General features: G+C 56.7%; 19 protein-coding genes. 11 read left to right on the top strand and 8 right to left on the bottom strand.

The genetic code is table 11. The features are described from left to right. The first annotated feature begins 2 nt into the window (after positions 1–2). The 4 genes from QPL94_RS17715 to QPL94_RS17700 all read left to right on the top strand — a co-directional run bounded on the left by QPL94_RS17715 (position 3) and on the right by QPL94_RS17700 (position 4,740). The gene (locus tag QPL94_RS17715) at positions 3–1,610 is read left to right on the top strand and encodes a glycerol-3-phosphate dehydrogenase/oxidase (RefSeq protein WP_285359209.1); all 1,608 of its coding nucleotides are present in this window, start codon (positions 3–5) and stop codon (positions 1,608–1,610) included. Continuing rightward, a complete protein-coding gene (locus tag QPL94_RS17710; protein WP_285359207.1) occupies positions 1,607–3,169 on the top strand; it encodes an FGGY-family carbohydrate kinase in 1,563 nt (520 codons plus the stop codon). The genes QPL94_RS17715 and QPL94_RS17710 overlap by 4 nt, the downstream gene beginning before the upstream one ends. Positions 3,170–3,277: 108 nt before the next feature. After that, a complete protein-coding gene (locus QPL94_RS17705; protein WP_285359205.1) occupies positions 3,278–4,120 on the top strand; it encodes a cytochrome c oxidase assembly protein in 843 nt (280 codons plus the stop codon). Continuing rightward, the gene (locus QPL94_RS17700; protein WP_285359203.1) at positions 4,117–4,740 is read left to right on the top strand and encodes an SCO family protein; all 624 of its coding nucleotides are present in this window, start codon (positions 4,117–4,119) and stop codon (positions 4,738–4,740) included. Before QPL94_RS17705 ends, QPL94_RS17700 begins: the two co-directional genes overlap by 4 nt. Before the next feature lie 34 nt (positions 4,741–4,774). Here the strand turns inward: QPL94_RS17700 and QPL94_RS17695 are convergent, their stop codons facing one another. The 5 genes from QPL94_RS17695 to QPL94_RS17675 form a co-directional block, all read right to left on the bottom strand. After that, positions 4,775–6,493 carry a CocE/NonD family hydrolase gene (locus QPL94_RS17695; RefSeq protein WP_285359202.1) on the bottom strand — a complete coding sequence of 573 codons (1,719 nt, stop codon included), beginning with the start codon at positions 6,491–6,493 and terminating at the stop codon, positions 4,775–4,777. Positions 6,494–6,817: 324 nt separating this feature from the next. Then, on the bottom strand, positions 6,818–8,305 hold the full coding sequence (locus QPL94_RS17690; RefSeq protein WP_285359200.1) for a M17 family metallopeptidase: 1,488 nt from the start codon (positions 8,303–8,305) through the stop codon (positions 6,818–6,820). Between the two features lie 59 nt (positions 8,306–8,364). Continuing rightward, a complete protein-coding gene (locus tag QPL94_RS17685; protein WP_285359198.1) occupies positions 8,365–9,669 on the bottom strand; it encodes a TRAP transporter large permease in 1,305 nt (434 codons plus the stop codon). Positions 9,670–9,673: 4 nt separating this feature from the next. Next, positions 9,674–10,213: a TRAP transporter small permease gene (locus QPL94_RS17680; protein WP_285359196.1), complete on the bottom strand. Its 540-nt coding sequence runs from the start codon at positions 10,211–10,213 to the stop codon at positions 9,674–9,676. Positions 10,214–10,251: 38 nt separating this feature from the next. Continuing rightward, positions 10,252–11,226 (bottom strand): TRAP transporter substrate-binding protein, encoded by a 975-nt coding sequence (locus tag QPL94_RS17675; protein WP_285359194.1) that lies wholly within the window; start codon positions 11,224–11,226, stop codon positions 10,252–10,254. Positions 11,227–11,436: 210 nt separating this feature from the next. Here QPL94_RS17675 and QPL94_RS17670 point away from each other — a divergent pair, with 210 nt between their 5' ends. The 6 genes from QPL94_RS17670 to QPL94_RS17645 all read left to right on the top strand — a co-directional run bounded on the left by QPL94_RS17670 (position 11,437) and on the right by QPL94_RS17645 (position 15,772). Further along, complete coding sequence (locus tag QPL94_RS17670) at positions 11,437–12,315, top strand: haloalkane dehalogenase (protein WP_285359192.1); 879 nt, start codon at positions 11,437–11,439, stop codon at positions 12,313–12,315. Between the two features lie 36 nt (positions 12,316–12,351). After that, positions 12,352–13,134 carry an SDR family NAD(P)-dependent oxidoreductase gene (locus QPL94_RS17665; RefSeq protein ID WP_285359190.1) on the top strand — a complete coding sequence of 261 codons (783 nt, stop codon included), beginning with the start codon at positions 12,352–12,354 and terminating at the stop codon, positions 13,132–13,134. Between the two features lie 73 nt (positions 13,135–13,207). Further along, a complete protein-coding gene (locus QPL94_RS17660; protein ID WP_285359188.1) occupies positions 13,208–13,951 on the top strand; it encodes a ZIP family metal transporter in 744 nt (247 codons plus the stop codon). A 79-nt stretch (positions 13,952–14,030) separates the two neighbouring features. After that, positions 14,031–14,567 carry a CIA30 family protein gene (locus tag QPL94_RS17655; protein WP_285359186.1) on the top strand — a complete coding sequence of 179 codons (537 nt, stop codon included), beginning with the start codon at positions 14,031–14,033 and terminating at the stop codon, positions 14,565–14,567. Then, positions 14,564–15,382, top strand: coding sequence for an SDR family NAD(P)-dependent oxidoreductase (locus QPL94_RS17650; RefSeq protein ID WP_285359184.1), 819 nt, complete (start codon positions 14,564–14,566; stop codon positions 15,380–15,382). The genes QPL94_RS17655 and QPL94_RS17650 overlap by 4 nt, the downstream gene beginning before the upstream one ends. A 132-nt stretch (positions 15,383–15,514) precedes the next feature. Continuing rightward, on the top strand, positions 15,515–15,772 hold the full coding sequence (locus QPL94_RS17645) for an HP1242/YdcH family protein (protein WP_285359182.1): 258 nt from the start codon (positions 15,515–15,517) through the stop codon (positions 15,770–15,772). A gap of 81 nt (positions 15,773–15,853) precedes the next feature. On the opposite strand, the gene QPL94_RS17640 is transcribed toward QPL94_RS17645, so the two are convergent. From QPL94_RS17640 to QPL94_RS17630, 3 genes are read right to left on the bottom strand one after another with little or no spacing between them, the layout of a single operon-like run. Next, positions 15,854–16,951, bottom strand: a complete 1,098-nt coding sequence (locus QPL94_RS17640) for a flavin monoamine oxidase family protein (protein ID WP_285359181.1) — start codon at positions 16,949–16,951, stop codon at positions 15,854–15,856. Between the two features lie 46 nt (positions 16,952–16,997). Next, a complete protein-coding gene (locus QPL94_RS17635; protein ID WP_285359180.1) occupies positions 16,998–18,680 on the bottom strand; it encodes a class I SAM-dependent methyltransferase in 1,683 nt (560 codons plus the stop codon). Between the two features lie 40 nt (positions 18,681–18,720). Next, positions 18,721–19,194: a very short patch repair endonuclease gene (locus QPL94_RS17630; protein WP_285359179.1), complete on the bottom strand. Its 474-nt coding sequence runs from the start codon at positions 19,192–19,194 to the stop codon at positions 18,721–18,723. A 73-nt stretch (positions 19,195–19,267) separates the two neighbouring features. Here QPL94_RS17630 and QPL94_RS17625 point away from each other — a divergent pair, with 73 nt between their 5' ends. Further along, entirely contained in the window at positions 19,268–20,854 is a 1,587-nt protein-coding gene (locus QPL94_RS17625) for a DNA cytosine methyltransferase (protein WP_285359178.1), read from the top strand. Positions 20,855–20,874 lie beyond the last annotated feature (20 nt).

Raw genomic sequence — 20,874 nt, 5'->3', positions numbered from 1 at the left:
TCATGTCACTGACCCGTGCGCAGAAGCTGGAACAGCTCCAGAGCAGCAATTCGGAGTTCGATATCGTTGTGATTGGTGGCGGTATCACCGGTGCCGGGGTTGCCCGGGAAGCGGCAGGCAGCGGCCTGCGTACGCTGCTGGTGGAACAGAATGACTTTTCCTGGGGCACCTCCAGCCGCTCCTCGAAAATGGTTCACGGTGGCCTGCGCTACCTGGGCAGTGGCCACTTCAACCTCACCAAGGACGCCGTGCGGGAACGGGACCGGCTGATGGCGGAGGCACCGGGACTGATCGACCCACTGCGATTTGTCATGCCCCATTACCGCAAACAGTTTCCCGGGCCCCGGCTGTTCCAGATTCTGTTGCGGGTTTACGACAGAATTGCGCGCACGCCTTCACGACAAAGACTGTCACCGGCCGAAACCCTGCAGTGGGTACCCGGATTGGCAACCGACAACCTGGTTGCAGCCAGCGGGTTTACCGATGCCGTCACTGACGATTCCCGGCTAGTGCAGCGGGTGATTGAAGAGGCCGAGGCCGACGGCGCCCTGTGCCTGAATTATCTTCAGGCAGAGTCGGTTCTTCGTGACGGCGACAGTATGGCCGTAACCGGCCTTCAGCTTCGCGACACAGGAGCTGAGGGACAGACGTTCACCGTCAGCACGCCACTGGTCATCAATGCCACCGGTGCCTGGGCGCGACAGCTCCAGCAGGCTGACGACAACAAAACCCGCATAAGGCCACTGCGGGGCAGCCACCTGGTTCTGCCTTTCAACAGGCTGCCCGTTTCCTGCTCAGTGTCCCTGTTTCATCCGCAAGACCGGCGCCCCGTATTCGCGTTTCCATGGCAGGGCACGACGGTTCTGGGTACCACCGATCTTGATCATGAACAAAGCCTTTCCGAGGAGCCGGCCATTACCCGGGAAGAGCTGGAGTATCTGTTGCAGATCTCGGACACCCTGTTTCCCGCCAGTGCCATTACCGAAAGCGACATCATCGCGACCTGGGCCGGTGTGCGACCGGTTGTCAGCGAACAGAACGCGGACGGAAAGCGGGTAAAACCCTCGAAAGAAAACCGTGAACATGTTCTCTGGTCAGACAACGGATTAATCAGTATTGCAGGTGGCAAACTCACCACCTTCCGGCTCATCGCACGAGAGGTGCTCGAGCGGGCGCAAAACCTCATGCCGGGAGTCCAGATCAGGGACAATGGCGCTCGCGTTTTCTCGCCGCCAGCCGACCTGGAAAGACCACAAAGCATCAGTCACCGGAACTGGGAGCGCCTGAAAGGCTTCTATGGGCCGGCACTGGGCGACATTGTGAATGCCGGCTCCCATGACACCATCGCGCCGTCGGACACCCTGTGGGCGGAACTGGCCTGGGCTGCTGCCAACACCGGTGTCGTCCATCTGGATGATTTGCTGCTTCGCCGCACACGGGTCGGCCTGATCCTGCCCTCGGGTGGTGAGGAACTGTTACCGCAGATTCGCAAGGTCTGCCAACCCGTTCTGGGCTGGGACGATAACCGCTGGGAAGGTGAGCAGGAACGCTATCTTGGTATCTGGCAAGCCAGCTATTCAGTGCCCGAAGCCGGCGGCGAGGCGACATGAGCCCCAAAGAACCCCTGATCCTGGCCATCGACAACGGCACCCAGAGCGTTCGCGCCCTGTTGTTCGACACCTGTGGAAACCTGATTGGCAAAGGCAAGCAGGACATCGAGCCCTACTTTTCCGAGCAGCCTGGCTGGGCGGAACAGCACCCGGATTACTTCTGGGAGGCCCTGGGCAAGGCATGCGCACTGCTGTGGCAGGATACCACCGCCGATCCTGGCCAGGTGGCTGGTGTTACTGTGACCACCCAGCGTGGCACGGTCATCAATCTGGACGAAAACGGCGAACCCCTGAGGCCAGCCATCATCTGGCTGGACCAGCGCCACGCCAAAGTGGAAGGCCCCGTGACCGGTCCCTGGGGCTGGCTGTTCAAGCTGCTGCGCCTGGAGCCCACCGTCGACCGCTTTCGCGAGAAAACCCAGGCCAACTGGATCGCCCAGAACCAGCCGGATATCTGGGCCAGAACACGCCATTTCCTGCTGCTTTCCGGATACCTTAATTACCGCCTGACCGGCGAGTTCCGTGATTCGGTAGGCAGCCAGGTGGGCTACATCCCCTTTGACTACAAACGCCACCGCTGGGCCGGCAAGCGTGATTTCAAATGGCAGACCATGCCGGTCAAACCCGAGATGCTGCCGGAGCTGGTCAGACCCGGGGACCGGATCGGCGAGCTGACCACAGACGCTGCGGCCCACCTGGGACTGCCCAAAGCCTTGCCGGTGATTGCGGCAGCCTCGGACAAGGCCTGTGAAATTCTGGGCTCCGGTGGCCTGAGCCCGGAAGTCGGCTGCATGAGTTACGGCACCACAGCGACGATCAACACCACCAGTAAACGCTATGTCGAACCGGTACGGATGATGCCGCCTTACCCATCCGCCCTGCCCGGCCACTATTCCACGGAAGTGATGATCTACCGGGGCTTCTGGATGGTGAGCTGGTTCAAACGGGAATTCGGCCTGCGGGAACAGAAACTGGCGGAACAGAAAGGCATTGAACCGGAGGCATTGTTCGACGAACTGGTCCGTGCGGTGCCACCGGGCTCCATGGGCCTGATGCTGCAGCCCTACTGGTCGCCCGGCGTGCGCCAGCCAGGGCCGGAGGCAAAAGGCTCCATCATCGGCTTCGGCGATGTCCACACCCGCTCCCACATCTATCGCGCCATTCTGGAAGGGTTGGCCTACGCATTGCGGGAAGGCAAGGAGCGTATCGAGAAGCGCAGCGGCGTTCCCATTCGCAAGCTCCGTGTGGCGGGGGGCGGCTCCCAGAGTGACGCGGCCATGCAACTGACCGCTGACGTTTTCGGGCTACCTGCCGAACGGCCCCATACCTACGAAACCTCCGGCCTGGGCGCGGCCATCGACGCTGCTGTCGGCCTGGGCCTGCATCCGGATTTCGACACGGCGGTTGCGGCCATGACCCGAGTAGGCGATGTGTTTCATCCCCGGGAAGCATCCCGGCTGTTGTACGAGCGCCTTTACCGGGAGGTGTACCTGAAGATGTACCCGCAACTGCAACCGCTGTACCGGAAAATACGGGATATCACCGGGTATCCTCAATAACACCCGTAACCCAACAATCGCTTGAATTTAACCGCCAGTCCGGTAAAACTCTGAACCTGCTCCAACAACAATTTTCTGGCACCGCGCCAGCGCATTAAGGCACGCCCGATGTCCGCCGTAGACTATCTGATACCTTATGATTTCTCACCAGTGACGATACTGGGCTTTGTGCTCGTGCTGGGGTTCTACGGCTACGGGCTGCTCAGAATGCCCGAGAACGACCGGCCTGGCAGTGGCCGGATACTGGTGTTCGTGATCGGGGTCATGATTTGCTACGGCGTCATGCAGACCCGGTTTGATTACTACTCCCAGTACATGTTCTTTGTGCACCGGGGCCAGCACCTGATTCTCCACCACCTGGGGCCATTCCTGATTGCGCTGTCCAACCCCCTGCCGGTGATGCGTTTTCTCTACAGCCGGATCAAGCCCGGTATCAGGCGCGCACTGGTGCCGTTAGGATGGGTATACCGTTTTCTTCAGCACCCGGCCATTGCATCCTTCCTGTTCGTGGGCCTCATTTACTTCTGGCTCTGGCCGCCCATCCATTTCGACGCCATGCTCAGCCGCGACCTCTACTGGATCATGAACTGGAGCATGCTGCTGGACGGCCTGTTGTTCTGGTGGCTGATCTTTGACCCCCGCTCACCCGTTACCAGCGATGCCCTGGGCTATGGCAAACGCATCCTTTTACTGGCGCTGGTGGCGATACCGCAGATGGTCCTTGGCGCCACCATCGTGTTCTCCAGAGGCATGGTGTACGACGTTTACGAAGTGTGCGGTCGCGCCTGGCCGATGGCACCGGAGACCGATCAGCTTCTGGGCGGGCTGCTCACCTGGATTCCACCGGCGATGATGAGCATTCTCGGCATCCTGATCATCCTTCGTCGCGCCATGCGGGAGGACGGCAATGTATCCCCCTATTCCGAAAAACTGAAGGCAACCCATTCATGAGTATCCAGTTCCGTTCACGTCTGCTCAACATGCTGCCAATCGCTGCCGTGCTTGCCTCAACGGTGATCCTGGCGGGCTGTTTCAGCGACGACGGGTCCTGGCACGGCAAGGACATCAGTGGCCTGATGCCGGAACTGGCATTCGAGCTGACAGATACCTCCGGTGATACCCTGACCGCCGATGACACCGCCGGTGAAATCCGCATGCTGTTCTTCGGCTTCACCTCCTGCCCTGACGTCTGCCCTGCAACACTCCAGAAGCTCTCCCGTGCCGTCAAGGACATGCCCGACGAACTGCAGGACGACACCCGGATCGTCTTCGTCAGCGTGGACCCACGACGGGACACGCCGGAACGCATTGGCAGCTACGTGGATTTCTTCAGCGAGAGGGCCATCGGGCTTACCGGCGAAGAAAAGGCATTGCGGGAACTGAGCAAGCGCTACCGCACCACCTTCGGCTACGATGATCCGGACGAAGAAGGTAACTACAACGTCTCCCACAGCGGTGCTGTCTACGTATTCGACCGCGAGGGAGAGGCTCGCCTGCTGTTCAGGCCTGAATTGAGTGTTGAAGATATACGGGCAGACCTGATTGCCCTCGCCGAGGAAGGCAGGACCTGACACAGAGATCCTGTAATCCGGGTCATCCATGGCCTTACAGCTGGCCCTCCAGGATCGGCAACTGCACGGAACCTTCCAGATTCACAAAGGGTATCAATGCATCCCTCGACCAGCTTGCCGGATATTGTGGATGAAACCCGTAAACCAGCAGCGCCAACTCATCACCAGGCGCCAGTGCTTCGGCCACCCCGACCAGTTCGACGACTTCCTGATCCTTCAAACCTCGTACGGGCTTGATCTGATCGTCGATCAGCTGCCAGCGGCTTTCGCCGTCTGAGCGCTTGCCAAGCCCCACAAACACAATGGGATCACAACCCGGCGCATAGGGATCTGCCTCCAGCCCGCACGAGGAACGACCGGTCAGATCCGAAATCGTCAGCCGGGCTGTGGGGATACCTCCCAGGATCGCCCCGGTCTCCCCTGCACGGCCCAGCGGCAATGCCGTAGGCGGTTGGGTAGCGGCTGCCACGGCCTCATATCCGTTGGCGACCGGCAACTCGGTGGCCACCAGTCGCTCGACCACACTGGCACCCTTCAGAGGTCCTCCTTCAAGACCTGGTGCGGGGAATGAGTCAAACGGTACCTTTATCGATTCACCGGTCTCCACTGAGAGACAGACCTGCGAGGCGGTGCCATCGAAGTAACCGGGCAGTGGCTCACCCTGCAAATGATGCTGAAGCCAATCCAATGTGGCATCGGCAATCGGGATATCACCGCAGGCAAACGCACCAGCCGCTCCCTGGAAACCAGGTATCTCCAGCAAGCCCGCCGTCGGATCCAGGAACTCACCCGGCTGTGACTCGTCCGGCGCTTCCACGGGCAGGATGTGACCAGTCTGGTGCGTTAGCAGTCGGACATCACCACCGAGCGATTTCAGGCACTCGAAGTTGCGCCAGGCTTCATTGAAGTTGAACAGTGTGTCCTTCATGCCCTGGGTAAACAGCACATCAACTTCAGGGTAAGGCGTGGGCTGGACATCGAATGCCGGCGGGTTGATCTGGTAGCTCAACAGGTTCGGGTTGTCAGATACCGATACCGGCTCGCCAGTGCAGCGATAAGCCGGACTGTGATAGTAGAAGAAATCCAGCCCGGCGTCAGGAAATTGGTTCAGGGTTGCTCCCTGGGCAAGAATCTCACGGATGATCGGGTCCAGCCCGTCATTACCATTCCCGCTTGAACCGGCTTCTCCTCCGGCCACCAGCACCAGGTCCCATCCTGTCTTGATTACGTTGCCGGGGTTGAGGCTATAGCGCAGGTCGTACCAGGTAATGTCAGGAACAAGGGCATCAAGCCTCTGCTTCGGGTCCTGTCCATGTAACAGGAGCTGGAACCCACCCCCATAACTGCCGCCAATAGCACCGACAACCAGGTTCGGATTCAACTCCCTGGGGAGCGAGGGTTCAGTGCGATGCTGCAGGTACTCCAGGTTATCCTCGGCCCAGTCCAGAATCCGGATCAGGTCGTCCCCTTCAAACTCGGGATCCATCACTCTCACCGTGCCGGTGCTTTCACCAAAACCTCTCTGGTCAATCGAAACGACGGCAAATCCGGATTCGCGGTAGTTTTCAAAACCTTCCGTGGAGCGGGCACCGCCAAAACCGTGGCCATGCAAAACCAATGGGTGACCCTTCGCGCAGTCGATCCCCCCCATGGGCTCAAGCACCTGGAAAACGATCGTTTCCCCGCTGGCCGACTGCAACTCGACCGGGTAGCTGCGACCGCCTTCGGTGGGGGTACCATCCGAACAGGACACCGGCACTTCACAGCGGGAAGGATTTCCTTTTCCCGGACTTTCACAGGCCTGCTCCGGCAGTGAACCGGAACTTTGAACAGATTGGCCGGGTCCCGTTTCATCGGAACCCAGGTCGACGCACCCGGCAACAGCCACGGTCAAAAAAAAGGCGCTCAATGGTCGGTGCCAGAGGCCTGGACGAAAGGTATGAAACATCAGTTGCTCTCCTTGTTATTCGTTATAGGCAATACAAGGAAAACGACGTGATGAAATCAGAATCTGTTCCATTTCCTGCAGGAACAGGCCTGAAAGGACAATAAACGCCACATGCCAACGTGACAGGCGTTACTCACTGGCTACCTTTTTAAGCCACTCCACCCCAAAACGTACCCCGAATCCCTGGAGGTCTGTGGGTATGTGGGCCAGCCCGCCGGTGTGCGTGCCGGACGATGCCATGTCTACATGCACCCAGCCGATGTCTTTGTCAACGAACCGACCCAGCAGGCGGGCCGCATAGATATGATCGCCCGGCCCGGTAGTTCTGCACTGCAACGTGTCGGCGACTTTTGATTTCAGATCCTCATCGTAATCATCCTCGTACGGAAAAGGCCATACCCGCTCCCCACAACGCTCACCGGCCTGGATAATCGGCTCGACCCACTCCCGACGATTCGTTATTGCACCGGCCATTCGCTGGCCCAGAGCCGCTACCACGCCGCCCGTCAGCGTCGCATAATCAATAATGGCACGGGGGTTTTCCCGGCATACGAGGGCCAGGGTATCCGAAAGCACCATTCGGCCCTCCGCATCGGTATTGATCAGCTCAATGGTGGTGCCATCCAGAGCTGTAATCACATCGTTGCATTTCACCGCCCGGGATCCGATGTGGTTCTCCGCCAAAGCCAGCCAGCAATCCACCGGCTGGTCGAATTTCAGGCGGGTAATGGCGAGGAAGGCGCCAAGTGCGACAGCACTGCCCTGCATATCCCCATGCATGCCCAGCATGCTTCCGCCCACTTTCAGGTTGCTTCCACCGGTATCGAAACAGATCCCCTTACCGACCAGTGCAAGCGGGCTTCCCTCAGCCCCCGGGGGGCGGTATTTCAGGTGAAGAATGCCGGCGTCCCTGACCGGGCTGGCCGCGACAACGGAGAGAAAGGCACCAGCACCCAACTCTTCCAGTTTATCGCAGTCATGGAACTGCGCGTCCCAGCCTTCCTGTCTGGCGAGTGACTCGGCAAAATCCCGATAGATGCCGGGCGTCAGATAATTTCCCGGAAGATGGGTTAACCAGCGAGCAAGATTATTGCCTTCGGCGGTTGCCTCAGCGAATTCAAAGTCCGCCTCTTCAAACTCCCCGAAGAAACGGATTGCCCGCAGGGTGTTTGCTTCAGGAGGTTTTTCCGTAATTCTGGGCAGCTGGAAAAGGGCTGCGTGTGCGGCCGCCACAATGGCTTCGGCCATGGCACATGAAGATTCGTCTTCATCCAGCAGGGAAATAACATTGACCTCCTCCAGCCGTTCAGCAATCAGAGGGCCGATCACCTTTCGCGCCAGAGTCAGGGCTTTGAATGCCTGCAGGTGTTCCGGTACGAACACAACGGCGGCTCGACCGCCATCAGGCGTGGACAGAAACACGGGATTGGCGGTTTCCGGATACGCAGAAAGGCGCTTTTCCAGGAAATCAGACCAGGGTATATGGTCTAAGGCCTCCCGGTCGTCTTCGGGCACCAGAATTACAACACCCTCACCTGGATCAAGATCCCAGGAAGCGGGTACAGACTGGTCTTTTTCCAGCAGCAACTGGGGTAGTCCGGGGAACTCTGGCTTCATGATCAATGCTCCTGACGCGGCTGACTGATGTTTGCCTGAGTGTAGTAGGGTTTGGTCCGTCAATTCCCCATTTTACCGGGCAGATAGGTGACAATTTCCGGGAAAATAGTGATCAGGAACACCCCGGCCAGCAGCAGCAGGAAATAAGGCAGCGCGGCCAGCGCAATCCGGATAATGTTGTCACCGGTAAGCCCCTGGATCACAAACAGGTTGAACCCCACCGGAGGGGTTATCTGGCTCATTTCCACCACGATCACCAGGTAGATGCCAAACCACATCAGATCGATTCCGGCGGCTTGTACCATCGGTAGGATCACCGAGGTCGTCAGCACCACAACGGAAATGCCATCGAGAAAGCAGCCCAGAAGAATGAAGAAGGCCGTCAGTGCCAGGAGCAGCATGTAGGGGGACAGTGACAGTGTATTGATCCAGGTTGCCAGTTCCCGTGGAATGCCGGTAAAACCCATGGATACGGTCAGAAAGTGGGCGCCCACAAGAATGAAAGCGATCATGGTGGAGGTTTTCACCGTGCCCATCAGGGCTTCCATACAGGTCGCCCTGCTCAGGGAACCGCCACGCCAGGACAGCAGGTGCGCCAGGGCAACACCCACCGCGGCCGATTCCGTTGGTGATGCCAGTCCGGCATAGATAGAGCCGATGATACCGACAATCAGCAACACCACCGGGATCAGCGGCTTGCTGCGGCGAAACTTCTCTGCCAGCGGCAAGGATTCTTCTTCATCGGCGGGCACGCCGGAGGGATTCATCCCGGACCAGATACCGACATAGCCCGCGAACATCACCATTAGCAGCAACCCCGGCAGAATGCCCGCTACGAATAGCCTGGCAATGGATTGCTCGGTGGCAACGCCGTACACGATGAGAATTATCGACGGGGGAATCAGCAGGCCGAGGGTGGCTGATCCGGCAAGAGTGCCCAGGACCTGCTTGCGATCATAGCCTCGCCCGGTGAGCTCCGGTATTGACATTTTTCCGATGGTTGCCGCGGTCGCCGCTGACGAACCGGAAATTGCAGCGAAGATGCCACAGCCGATAATGTTGGTATGAAGAAGTCGGCCCGGAATGCGACCAACCCAGGGGGCAATACCGTTGAACATCTCCTCCGAGAGCCGTGAACGGAAAAGCACCTCACCCATCCAGATGAACATGGGCAGCGCCGCCAGCTCCCAGGACGCGCTGGCACCGTAAAACGAGGTCGACAAGCTCTGGCCTACCGGAATGTTGCTGAGGAAATACAGTGCAGCCAGGCCGGTTGCCGTCAGAGCAAAGGCTACCGACAGCCCTGCTGCGAGCAGAATCAGGAGCCCGACCAGGAGCGCAAGGCTCATCCAGATCATGTCCATGGTTTTACTCCATCGGGGCCTGGTCTTTGATATGGGCAATGCGACCAGTGATCAGCCCGACCAACACATCGAGCAAGGCAACCAGAAGCCAGATGAGCCCGACCACCATCACGGCTTGCGGTAACCAGAGTGGAACCGGAACCATGCCAATGGAAAGATCACCATAGTCATAGCTGTCATAGGCCAGCAGGATGCTGTACCAGACGGCGAAACCGGTGATCGCCAAAGCGGTGACTGTCACAAGAACATCCAGGGCTTTCTGAATACCCGCCGGAAGCGCCCTGTGCAACAGGTCCACCCGGATATGCCCGCCAACCATCAGTGTGTAGGCCAGCCCGGTGAAGGTGGCGCCCAGTAACAGAAAACCCGCGAGTTCCGCCAGACCCGGTATCTGCAGGCCCAGAGATTTCATTCCCAGGGCCTGTAGGCCTTCGTCGAGAACCCGCCCGGACACCTGGAGCACCACCATCGCCATGATAGCCGCCAGCTGCAGTGCCGAGAGGTACCCGCCGAATCGATACAGAGAGTCCAGAAACCTGCGCATGGAGATGCTCCGGGTTGTTTGTCCTGACTATCCGACAACTAGCGGGCGCGATAGGCTTCCAGCAGCTCCTTACCGTCGTCACCGGCACGCTCCAGCCATTCCTGCTCCATTGTCTCACCAACTTCCTTCAGGCGCTCGACCAGAGCGTCGCTGGGCTCGGTCACGACGATGCCGTTTTCTTCCATGATTTTGATCTTGGCATCCGTTTCAGCCTTGCTGGCTTCCCATCCCCGCTTCTCGGCTTCCGCAGCGGCCGTTTCAATCGCTTCTTGAGCGGATTCGGGAAGCGCGTCGAAACTCTTGGCATTGACGATAACCATGTTTTTCGGCAACCACAGTTGAGCATGGTTGAAGTGGCTCAGATAATCCCAGGCCCGCGTATTGGCGCCGGTTGACGGGGATGTGATCATGGCGTCGACCCGACCGGTGCCAAACGCCACCGGAATATCCGGCACTTCCACCTGAGTCGGGACGGCACCGAAGAGCTCGGCCAGCCGTTCGCTTGATTTGTTGTAGGCGCGCATCTTCACACCCTCGAGCTCATCGCCGGTTTCCACCAGGAACTCCGTATAAATGCCCTGTGGCGGCCAGGGCACGGCAAACAGCAATTTCAGGCGCTGGCGTTCAAGACGCTCTGCCAGCATATCCCGGGATGCCTGCCAGAGTTCCCAGGCTTCGTCGTAGTCGCTGGCCAGATAGGGAACCGAATCCGCCTCGAACAGCGGATCCTCGTTTGCCAGCCGGGACATGATCAACTCGCCGATGGGTACAAGGCCACGGCGAACAGAGTTCTTGATTTCAGGATGTTTGATCAGGGAACCACTGCTGTGAACCGTTATATTGAGCTCACCATCGGTGGCCTCTTTCACATCTTCAGCAAACTCGCGAATGTTGACGGTGTGGAAGTTGGAATCACCGTAAGGCGTTGGCATATCCCAATTCGTCTCCGCCTGGGCGTTTCCGATTACTACGCAGAGCATAATTGCGGTCAGGTGCTTCGTGTTTATCTTCATGTCCCCTCCCTGTGGCGCCGGAATATCCCCATCCGGGCCGCTCATTCATGGTTGTTGTTGTCGGTATCTTGCGCGACATCAGCCGCACATTGTCACGCTTCACTATTGTGCTTTAATTGATCAAATTAGTGGCCAAACAACTGAGCGTCAAAGTTTTTGTCAAACGGCCCTGCCCGCGGGCTGGCCGCCCGACCCTGAGGAGATCATTTCATGCTGTCTGAAACCCTGCCCTATGAGAAAAAGTTTGCTGATGTAAACGGCAAGCAAATCGCCTATCTCGAGGAAGGCAGCGGCGACCCAATCGTGTTACTGCACGGCAATCCCACATCGTCCTTTCTGTGGCGCAATGTGGTGCCTGAACTGGTGCAGTCAGGCCGGGTCATCGTCCCCGACCTGATCGGCCAGGGCGATTCCGAAAAACTTCCCGCCAGCGAGGGCCCCTGGCGTTATACACTGGAAGTGGCCTACAACTATGTAGACGGCCTGTTGGAGACTATCCGTGCCAACGAGAATGTCACCCTGGTGATTCATGATTGGGGCAGTGGCATCGGTTTTCTCTGGGCGATGCGCCATGCCGAAGCTGTCAGAGGTGTAGCCTATATGGAGGGCATCGTTAGGCCCGTGGACTGGGCGGATTGGCCAGAGAGCGCAGTGGGGATCTTCAAGGGCTTCCGCTCTGGAAAAGGCGAAGACCTGATCCTAAACCGCAATATGTTCATAGAGGGCGTATTACCCAGCTCGGTGATACGGAAGCTCACTGAGACAGAGATGGATGCCTATCGCGCGCCTCATCTCAGCGCCGATGATCGTCAACCCCTGCTCAACTGGCCAAGGCAGATCCCCATCGAAGGGGAACCCGCAGATGTTGTCGCCCTGGTGAATGAGTACGGTGCCTTCATGGCCGGCAGTCCCATACCCAAATTATTCATCAATGCCGATCCGGGCTCCATTCTGATCGGGGCACAACGCGAGTTCTGTCGTAGTTGGCCGAACCAGCAGGAAGTCACTGTAAAGGGGCTGCATTTCATACAGGAAGACTCACCGGTAGAGATCGGTCAGGCCGTCGCAAACTGGCTAAAGACGATCTAGGCAGCATACACCAACCGCCAAAAGAAGGGATTTGCCATGAAACTCAAAGATTCCGTCGCCATTGTCACCGGCTCCTCCTCCGGTATCGGCGCCGCCATCGCCCGCCTGTTTGCTGAACACGGCTGCCACGTGGCGATCAACTACAGTAACAATGAGGACGGCGCCCGGGCGGTAGCCGCCGACTGCGAGAAGCACGGTGTAAAAACGCTGGTCATGCGCGCCGATGTAGCGGAAGACGCTGACTGCCGCGCCCTGGTGGACGCCACCCTGGACCAGCTGGGCCGCGTTGATATCCTGGTCAACAACGCCGGCACCACCAAATTCTGTGATCAGGCCAACCTCGACGGCCTCGACAAACAGGACTTCCTCGACCTGTACGCCGTCAATACCGTGGGGCCCTACCAGATGACCCGCGCCGCCGAGAAAGCCCTCCGGGCCAACGGTTCCGGACACATCATCAACATGGCTTCCATTGCCGGTCTCGCTGGCATTGGCAGTTCCATTGCCTATGCCGCCTCAAAGGGCGCCCTGATAACCATGACCCGCTCCCTGGCCCGGGTCATGGGTCCGGAAGTCCGGGTCAATGCCGTCTGCCCCGGTTTCGTACAGGGTGAATGGCTGAAAAAGGGCCTGGGCGAAGACAATTACGAGGCGTTACTGGCGAAGACCAAGGGTGCCTCGCCGCTGCATGATACCGCCTCACCGGAAACCGTAGCCGACGTCTGCCTGGGCCTGATCATCGGGGGCGACCTGACCACCGGGGAAACGATCCTCATCGACGGCGGCGCTCACCTGGGTATGGCGCCGGTCCGTCGCTAGCAGACCTGGCAGTATCAACAAACCCAGCATCCTGCCAAGGGTGTAACTCATACACGCCAGCAAAAGAGTCCAAATGGTTCTGGAAGTTACCCTCACGACGGTTTTTATAGCAGCGCTAATCACTGCACTGACGACAGGGTTAGGTGCTCTGCCGCTGGCTATCAGCGAAAAAGTCGATCAGAAATGGCTCAGCATCGGTGCTGCGATCGCAGCCGGCCTGATGCTTGCGGCAAGCCATAGTCTCATCGAAGAAGGCCTGACAAAGCAGGAATGGCTCACACTCGCTGGCATGGTGTCGGGCCTGGTGCTGGTCTACCTGGCCTACCGATGGATCGAGAAACAGGGAGCCCCGGACGTCAGTGCGTTACAGGGTGCTGACGCTAAAAAGGCATTGCTCATCGTTGGCGTTATGACTGCCCATTCCTTCGCAGAGGGCATCGGAGTCGGCGTTTCCTACGGTGGCAGTCGGGATCTCGGCGTTTTTATCACCGCCGCCATCGCCGTTCATAACATTCCGGAAGGTCTTGCCATTGCACTTATACTGGTACCAAGAGGTATGTCGGTCACAAAAGCGGCCGGCTGGAGTATTTTCAGCAGCTTGCCACAACCGCTGATGGCCATTCCGGCCTATCTGTTCGTAAGTACCTTCAAACCGGTGCTTCCTTTTGGCCTTGGTCTGGCCGCGGGTGCCATGATCTGGATGGTGTTTTCAGAGCTTCTGCCGGATGCCAACAAAAAGCTGGAGCCATCCTCCGTTGGTGTTGTCATTGTATTGGCGTTTCTGGGCATGATGGCTTTCCAAGTGGCCATCCGCTGACAGTAGACACACTCGATCGCGAGCCCGCTATTGCGGACAGCAGAACTTCATACATATATGAACTATTGGAGGTAACTCCATGCAAAAACGGGGTATTTCCGGAGACGTCACGCAACATCCGATACTTGTCTCGTTCAATTCAGATTCAAGCCAGTTAACCTGGCAGCCCCTCGGTGACCGCGTGATGGGAGGGCAGTCTGACGGGGCCGTTGTTTGCTCTGAAGACGGCACTGGCATCTTTCACGGTATTGTCCGCCTGGATAACGGCGGCGGCTTTGCATCCGTCAAAGCGGACCTGCCGGAACCGTTCGATGCAGCTCACTACACCGGCATCGAACTTCTTGCCCGCGGCGACGGCAAAACCTACAAGATCGGGCTTCGCAACAGCACAGACAGGCGCAGCATTGTGTACCAGCATGCGTTTACACCGGATACAGAAGACTGGAGCCGCATACAACTGCCGTTCAGTGATTTCGTTCCTACCTGGCGCGGCAAGACAATTACCGATGCGGAACCATTGGATCTTGAACACCTGGCCTCAGTCAGCCTTTTCGTTTCCGGGCGGCAGGTTGGTGAATTTCGATTGAGGATGCAGGATTGGAGGTTAATCCGATGACCAAACTCGCCCTGGTAACCGGTGCCAGCGCCGGCATAGGCAATGAGACCTGTGCCCTGTTTGCCCAAAAAGGCTACAGGGTGATCGCCCTGTCCCGACAGCCAACCGGCGTCGAGTCAGCCGATCGGGAGCTGGCGCTGGATCTTGAATCCTTTGAGCAGATTGAAGGGCTTGCGGGTACGCTGGAGGCAGAAATTGTGTCAGCCGAGCGGGTTATTCTGGTCAACAACTCCGGTTACGGGCAATTCGGTGCGCTTCGTGACCTGTCCGAATCCATGTGGCAAAAGCAATTCAGCACCCACGTTTTCGGCCCCATCAAGCTTGCTGCCGTCTGCCTGAGACTCTGCGAACAACACGGCATACCCTTGCGGGTCATCGCGGTTAGCTCCGTTCTCTCCATCGCGCCCCAGAAAATGAAAGGGGCTTACTGTGCCGCCAAAGCCGCGATGAACACGGCCCATGAAAGCTTCTGGTTTGATGAACAGGGCAGCAAAAGCCTGGAAAGTGTCTCGCTGGTGCTCCCTGGCCCCTTGGTGACCCGGTTCAGAGAACATGCGCTGGCCGCCTTGCAGCCGTTGCTTGGCCAGGCAAGCACCGTGCATCGGGAAAAGTACACAGCAATGGAAGCAGCGCTCGCGCCAGGCGCCAGAATCAAGCCCTTTACAGCCAGTGCGTCGGACGTAGCGAAAAAGATTGTCAGGGCTGCAGAAGCGGAACGTCCCAAGCCCCGATATCTGGTTACACCCCAGACCTACGCTGCCGAATTTATCACCCGGTTTATTCCCCGGTCGATCCAGAGAATCATCTTGAGATAAGCCGGGCCTCAAGCCAATCATGAGTGAAAATGCCTACGCCTGCGAGGCTTGTCACTGGTCATCACCTTGCCGTACTGTTTGCCGCTGACAGCGCAAATTTGAACACACTCCGCGATCAAAGGGATTGTCTTTATGTCACTGGAAAAACACGATCTGATTCATGAATTCCCAGACTCAAAAGAAGCCATTCATAACCTGAAAACCACCAACAATCATTTCGCGAAATTGTTTGAAGAGTACCATGAGGTGGATCATGCAGTTCACCATTTCGAAGGTGGTGTAGAGAACACCTCTGACGAGCATCTGGAGGATCTCAAGAAACAGCGCCTCAATCTGAAAGACCAGCTTTCTGGCATGATTCGAGAGTACGAATCCGCGCCTGAAAAATAGAAGTAACCCGGCAACTATTCCCCGGGCTCGGGCGGAAGCTCTCAGCTCGCGCCGGGGCTCTGCCCCTTTCCGCGAGCATTCCTAAAAAGAATCTAAACCGCGATTTACCGCATCAATAGCGCCGGCCAGATACCCCGTAAACTCACGTGACCACTCACTGCCAATTCCGGTTACTCGGTTAGCCCATGCCCCTGAGCTCGGCGACAAGGCAGGCATAGGGTGATCGCCAGAGGATCTTTGATCCGTGTCAGTGGCGGTGTAAATCTCTTTAGCCCAGTCCTTGATAAATTCTGCCTCTGGATTCTCCGCTTTCGACCCAAACAGTCGCACGAACTGTGTGCGGCAAGCAGTAATAAGCTCTTCCTCAGAAACACGACTGCGCACCTCAGCAGGCACACCCAGGAAACCAAACAAAGCCGCCTTCCCGCCCGGAGTAGAGGAATCATGGATCTCAACCATTGGCCCAACTGCACTTCGAGCCTCCCCGCATAACCCTTGATCTCGCCAGAAAGGCCGGTCGAACACGGCAATATATTTTGCATGAGGGGCCATCCAGGTATCTGTCTCTCGCCACTGTCTTGCAAGCTCATTCGGCAAGGCGGGCGAAAACGTAAGCTGAGACTCAACTAATCGCGGCGGCATGGCCAACAGCACATGTTCCGCAAAGTGACTAAAGGTTTGTCCTTTCGCATTTTCGCTCACTAGCTCGGTATGTGGTTCTGAAATGCGCAGATGACGAACCGCCTGGCCCGTCACAACTCGCGCTGAATCAATCCGCCGGTATAACGCATCAATGAGGGTATACATGCCACCGGCGATTCGCATAGATGGCGGAGAATTGACGTACCCACGTGTTCTCTCAGGCGGCTGGTTCGATGAACGCTCCAGAAGCATGTCGCCGGTTTCAAATTGTTGGAAGGTCTCTAGTTCGAGTTCATCTACCAGTCGCGCCATATCGGTCTGGAATGCGGGCCAGAACCAGGACGGCCCGAGATCGAAGCCCCCAACGCCTGACACATCCGGCTTAACATCAGAGTGGATCGTAGAAGCAATCCGCCCACCAAGAATCTCCCGGGCCTCGAGAATGACATAGTCTTTGATGCCCTTCTTCTCAAGAGAATAAGCGGCGTATAAACCCGCCAGGCCGGCGCCAACGATGGCGGTGCGAGCGTTTTGCATGAATGAACTTCCCGTGATGGTCCTGATGCTTTGATGATTCTCAGTTCTAACCGCCCAACCACTCTGCCAGCTGAAGGTTGGTTTTCAGCCTCAATCGCTGCTGAAGCATCCCCTCAAAAACGCCTTCCAGGGTTCGTTCCTGCCCCAGCAATGGTAGCGAGGCCTCAGCCTCTGAGAAGAACTGCTCCTCACGAGACGTGCCCACAATGGCTTGCTCCCACCAATTTACTACTCGAGGGTGCGCCTCCTTGAGCAGCAGGTCCCCAGGCAGCTTTTCGGACTTAGAAGCATTCGCCGTATGAGTCGCTGGCATCAGATTCCAGAGATCGTTGTTGTTCCATCGCGACCACGGAAAACAGTGGTCAACGTCAAACCGCTTCGCTTTGAGATTTTGGGCTGTCCATACGCACTCGACCCGACCAGTCTCGAGCTGCTGATTAATCAGTTGACGAACAGCTGACGTATCGCGCCGACCTTCAACCCACTGTAAACCGCGATGATAGACATCCATGGAATAACGCAGATCCCAGCTTCCCATCAAATCAATCCACTCATTAACAATCGCAGGCTCAATCCAGCACGCATAGCGACTGAATGCATCCCAGAGAAATGAAGGAACACGGAAGGTACCGAACCGGGAAAGCGTTGCTTTGTCCAAACGCACGGGCGCCTTCTTGATGCTCATCCTGGCCGAACCGCCCTCGAAGACCGGGCGGTTACTGCCGGGCCAGGTCGTAAAATGTGCGGGGTTCTTGAGAATGGTCGAGCAAGCATCCCGGATAGCGCGGAGGACCACCGGAGCAACATCCTCCGACAGCGACATACCCACTCTGAAATCCAGAGGGGTGAAATTCTGCAGTTTGAAGAAATCGTCCGTGGCAAAGCCGTAGCCGCGGCTACCTGGCGCTTGCCTCAGTTGATGCCGGAGAACCAGAGGGTGATAAAGCATAATCCAGAACAGCCCGACCGCACCAAGCGGAATCTCCACCCAGTCATCGGTGCGATTAAGCGCCAGGCCGGGCGCACCGTCAGCGATCCGGACGAGGGTTCGCAGCAAACCCAATTTGTAAGTCGAAGACTTATTATCATTAACGATGATGTGACGGACTGTCGGCAATGCGCCTGTGCCATCGTCCGCCAAACGAAAAGCCAGAGTCTCCCAGGAAACTTCGTCTCTCTGGAGCTCATCCTTATTGCGCCTGACCGGCAACAGAAGCGGGATCAGTGCCCGGCGTTTGGCAAAAACCTCCAGCTCTTCCCTACTGACGTCGTAAAAAAGCCGTTCGCCATCACCGGGCCCGTGCCGAAGCGTAATCACCAGCATTCCACCGGGTGCCAAAAGCTCAGTCAGAATTCGAAACGCACGTTCGCGATCAGAGGGAGGGATATGCATCCAGACAGCGGAAACAAGAATCAGATCGAAGCGATAGCTCAGCTTCTGGATCTTACCCAGATCGGGTAATTGATCGTCTACCCAGTGAATGCTCTGACTACGAGTAGCGTCCTGCCCCAACTCGCGCAAGCCAGCTGCAGGCTCCACCGCAACAACATCCCAGCCCCGCGCCGCAAGGGCACTGGAATCGCGACCGCTGCCTGCGCCGACATCCAGAGCCAAGCCTGCCTTTTGGTTCAACTCCGACAACCAGTCGCTGTGGACCTGTTCGAAGGTCAGGGACTGGTATTGAGCGAAGTAGGTCTGGGCATTGCGGTTGTATGGGGCGATTGTCATTTGCGGCCCTTCACTCCCTGTATCATCAGATATTTGTCAGCTAATCACTAATCGCTTGGGTTCTGCCATCAGGAATGAAGAGAGAACTGTCCTCACCGTTCAACCATTTCGATATGCTTTCGATCACTCTATTCAAGTGCTCTTCATTTGCACCTTTAATTGCGCATTCCCAGAGTAGGCACACACGCCACCCCATCCTCTGCAGCTCAGACAATTTTTGCTGATCCCGGCGAATATTACCCTCGATTTTGTTCCTCCAGAACTCAGGCCTTGTCTTGGGCCATTTGAACAATCGACATTGATGGCCATGCCAGAAACATCCGTTGATCAAAACCACAGCTTGATGTTTTGGTAACACTATATCTGGCGAGCCGGGTAGATCTTTACGATGTAGCCTGAATCGATACCCTCGAGCGTGCAGTCTCTGTCTGATAACGATCTCTGGCTTGGTATTCTTTCCCTTGATGCCAGACATCATTCTTGAACGAGTTTTCGAATCGACTATATCGGTCATACTGCAATTGAGACCTGGAAAAATAAGTGTTACCTGGTATGCTAGCTGCTAACGAGATTTTGGCGAAGCATCAATGACTGACACTATCAGAATAATCGACCTTTTTGCGGGCCCGGGAGGCCTCGGAGAGGGATTTTCGGAGTATCAAACGGATACCGGCTCCTTCCCTTTCAAAATCGTCGCCTCTGTTGAAAAAGAACAGAGTGCCCACAAGACGCTAACACTCAGGGCGTTCTATCGTCAGTTCCGCGGCCGAAAGGTTCCGGATGCCTATTACAAATACCTGAGCACCAATGAAAAAAGAAGTGCCGAAGAGTTCTTCTCCGAGAAATGCCCGGAAGAATGGGCAGCGGCAAAACAAGAGACGCTAGGTGGCCCCAAAGCTCTGGGTAGCGAGGATCACGAAGAGATATTCTCTGAAATTGAGCGCGCTATCGAGGACCATAGCGGCCCAAAATTAGTGATTGGAGGCCCACCATGTCAGGCTTACTCGCTGGTAGGTCGTGCCCGAAACAAAGGGATCAAAGGCTACACGGCAGAAAAGGATGATCGACATTTCCTATACCAAGAATATCTGAAGGTTCTGGACTTGGTTCAGCCCGACATTTTCGTCATGGAAAATGTCAAAGGACTCCTCACAGCCAAGGTGAATGGTGAGTCAATCTTTGAGAAAATCCGCAAAGACCTCTTGTGCCCTGCTCGCGCCGTTAACAGCGATCGCGAACAAATAGAATACGAACTACTCCCGCTGGCGTCCCCCCTCGAAGACTTGGGTGGATTGGGACATTTTCAAAATAAGGATTTTGTCATTCGTGCGGAAGATTTTGGCATTCCTCAAGCTCGTCACAGGGTTATTCTGCTGGGTGTTCGCAAAAATCTAAGGAAGGGCAATATTCAGGGAGAGTTACTAGCGAAGTGGAGAAGTGACGCACACATTACCCCGAGCCAGGTTCTGGCCGATCTCCCGAGGCTTCGAAGCGGCTTAACCAGACACAAGCCAAATGATTTCAACTCATGGCGCGATAATTTGTATAACGGACTCTCAAAAGTGTATAGCGCCTTGTCGTTTTCCCAAGCAGCCCAAGATCTTGCCCAACGAGCCTATGAGTCTGCTTCTGGAGACCCGGGTCAAGGAGGGAGATTCGTTCCGCTCTCTCGCAGCCTTGCGACAAAAATGCCTGGCTGGCTAAAAGACTGGTACAAAGACGATGCAATGGTTGGCGTAGTAAACCACGAAGCAAGGAACCACATGCCCGAAGACCTACATCGGTACCTGTTCGCAAGTTGCCATGCCTCAGTTAATAAAGGCGCATCTCCACGCTCAGCTGACTACCCTGAAGAGCTGGCACCTGCACACAAAAATTGGAAAAGCGGTAATTTTGCAGACAGATTCAAGGTTCAGGCCGAGAACCGTGTGGCCAGCACTGTTACCAGTCATATCTCGAAAGACGGCCACTATTTTATACACTACGACCCTTCACAGTGCAGAAGCCTGACAGTGCGTGAAGCAGCGAGAATTCAGACATTCCCTGATAACTACTTTTTTGAAGGCAACCGCACTCAGCAGTATGTTCAGGTGGGCAACGCGGTGCCTCCATTGCTGGCAAACTACATTGCAGAAGTCGTTCACGATATCATTCAGGAAAGCGAAGCTTTGTAGTGAATCGATGGAAACTGGGC

It is taken from the genome of Marinobacter sp. SS13-12 (assembly GCF_030227115.1).
In the GTDB taxonomy this organism is placed as follows: domain Bacteria; phylum Pseudomonadota; class Gammaproteobacteria; order Pseudomonadales; family Oleiphilaceae; genus Marinobacter.
Note: the sequence above shows the minus strand (reverse complement) of the source record. Positions and strands in the feature narration are given on the sequence as shown.

Excerpts from the sequence above, each read along its gene's own strand:
- QPL94_RS17715 (WP_285359209.1), top strand. The coding sequence starts at position 3 with ATGTCACTGACCCGTGCGCAGAAGCTGGAACAGCTCCAGAGCAGCAAT.
- QPL94_RS17710 (WP_285359207.1), top strand. The coding sequence starts at position 1,607 with ATGAGCCCCAAAGAACCCCTGATCCTGGCCATCGACAACGGCACCCAG.
- QPL94_RS17705 (WP_285359205.1), top strand. The coding sequence starts at position 3,278 with ATGTCCGCCGTAGACTATCTGATACCTTATGATTTCTCACCAGTGACG.
- QPL94_RS17700 (WP_285359203.1), top strand. The coding sequence starts at position 4,117 with ATGAGTATCCAGTTCCGTTCACGTCTGCTCAACATGCTGCCAATCGCT.
- QPL94_RS17690 (WP_285359200.1), bottom strand. The coding sequence starts at position 8,305 with ATGAAGCCAGAGTTCCCCGGACTACCCCAGTTGCTGCTGGAAAAAGAC.
- QPL94_RS17685 (WP_285359198.1), bottom strand. The coding sequence starts at position 9,669 with ATGGACATGATCTGGATGAGCCTTGCGCTCCTGGTCGGGCTCCTGATT.
- QPL94_RS17680 (WP_285359196.1), bottom strand. The coding sequence starts at position 10,213 with ATGCGCAGGTTTCTGGACTCTCTGTATCGATTCGGCGGGTACCTCTCG.
- QPL94_RS17675 (WP_285359194.1), bottom strand. The coding sequence starts at position 11,226 with ATGAAGATAAACACGAAGCACCTGACCGCAATTATGCTCTGCGTAGTA.
- QPL94_RS17670 (WP_285359192.1), top strand. The coding sequence starts at position 11,437 with ATGCTGTCTGAAACCCTGCCCTATGAGAAAAAGTTTGCTGATGTAAAC.
- QPL94_RS17665 (WP_285359190.1), top strand. The coding sequence starts at position 12,352 with ATGAAACTCAAAGATTCCGTCGCCATTGTCACCGGCTCCTCCTCCGGT.
- QPL94_RS17660 (WP_285359188.1), top strand. The coding sequence starts at position 13,208 with ATGGTTCTGGAAGTTACCCTCACGACGGTTTTTATAGCAGCGCTAATC.
- QPL94_RS17655 (WP_285359186.1), top strand. The coding sequence starts at position 14,031 with ATGCAAAAACGGGGTATTTCCGGAGACGTCACGCAACATCCGATACTT.
- QPL94_RS17650 (WP_285359184.1), top strand. The coding sequence starts at position 14,564 with ATGACCAAACTCGCCCTGGTAACCGGTGCCAGCGCCGGCATAGGCAAT.
- QPL94_RS17645 (WP_285359182.1), top strand. The coding sequence starts at position 15,515 with ATGTCACTGGAAAAACACGATCTGATTCATGAATTCCCAGACTCAAAA.
- QPL94_RS17640 (WP_285359181.1), bottom strand. The coding sequence starts at position 16,951 with ATGCAAAACGCTCGCACCGCCATCGTTGGCGCCGGCCTGGCGGGTTTA.
- QPL94_RS17635 (WP_285359180.1), bottom strand. The coding sequence starts at position 18,680 with ATGACAATCGCCCCATACAACCGCAATGCCCAGACCTACTTCGCTCAA.
- QPL94_RS17630 (WP_285359179.1), bottom strand. The coding sequence starts at position 19,194 with ATGACCGATATAGTCGATTCGAAAACTCGTTCAAGAATGATGTCTGGC.
- QPL94_RS17625 (WP_285359178.1), top strand. The coding sequence starts at position 19,268 with ATGACTGACACTATCAGAATAATCGACCTTTTTGCGGGCCCGGGAGGC.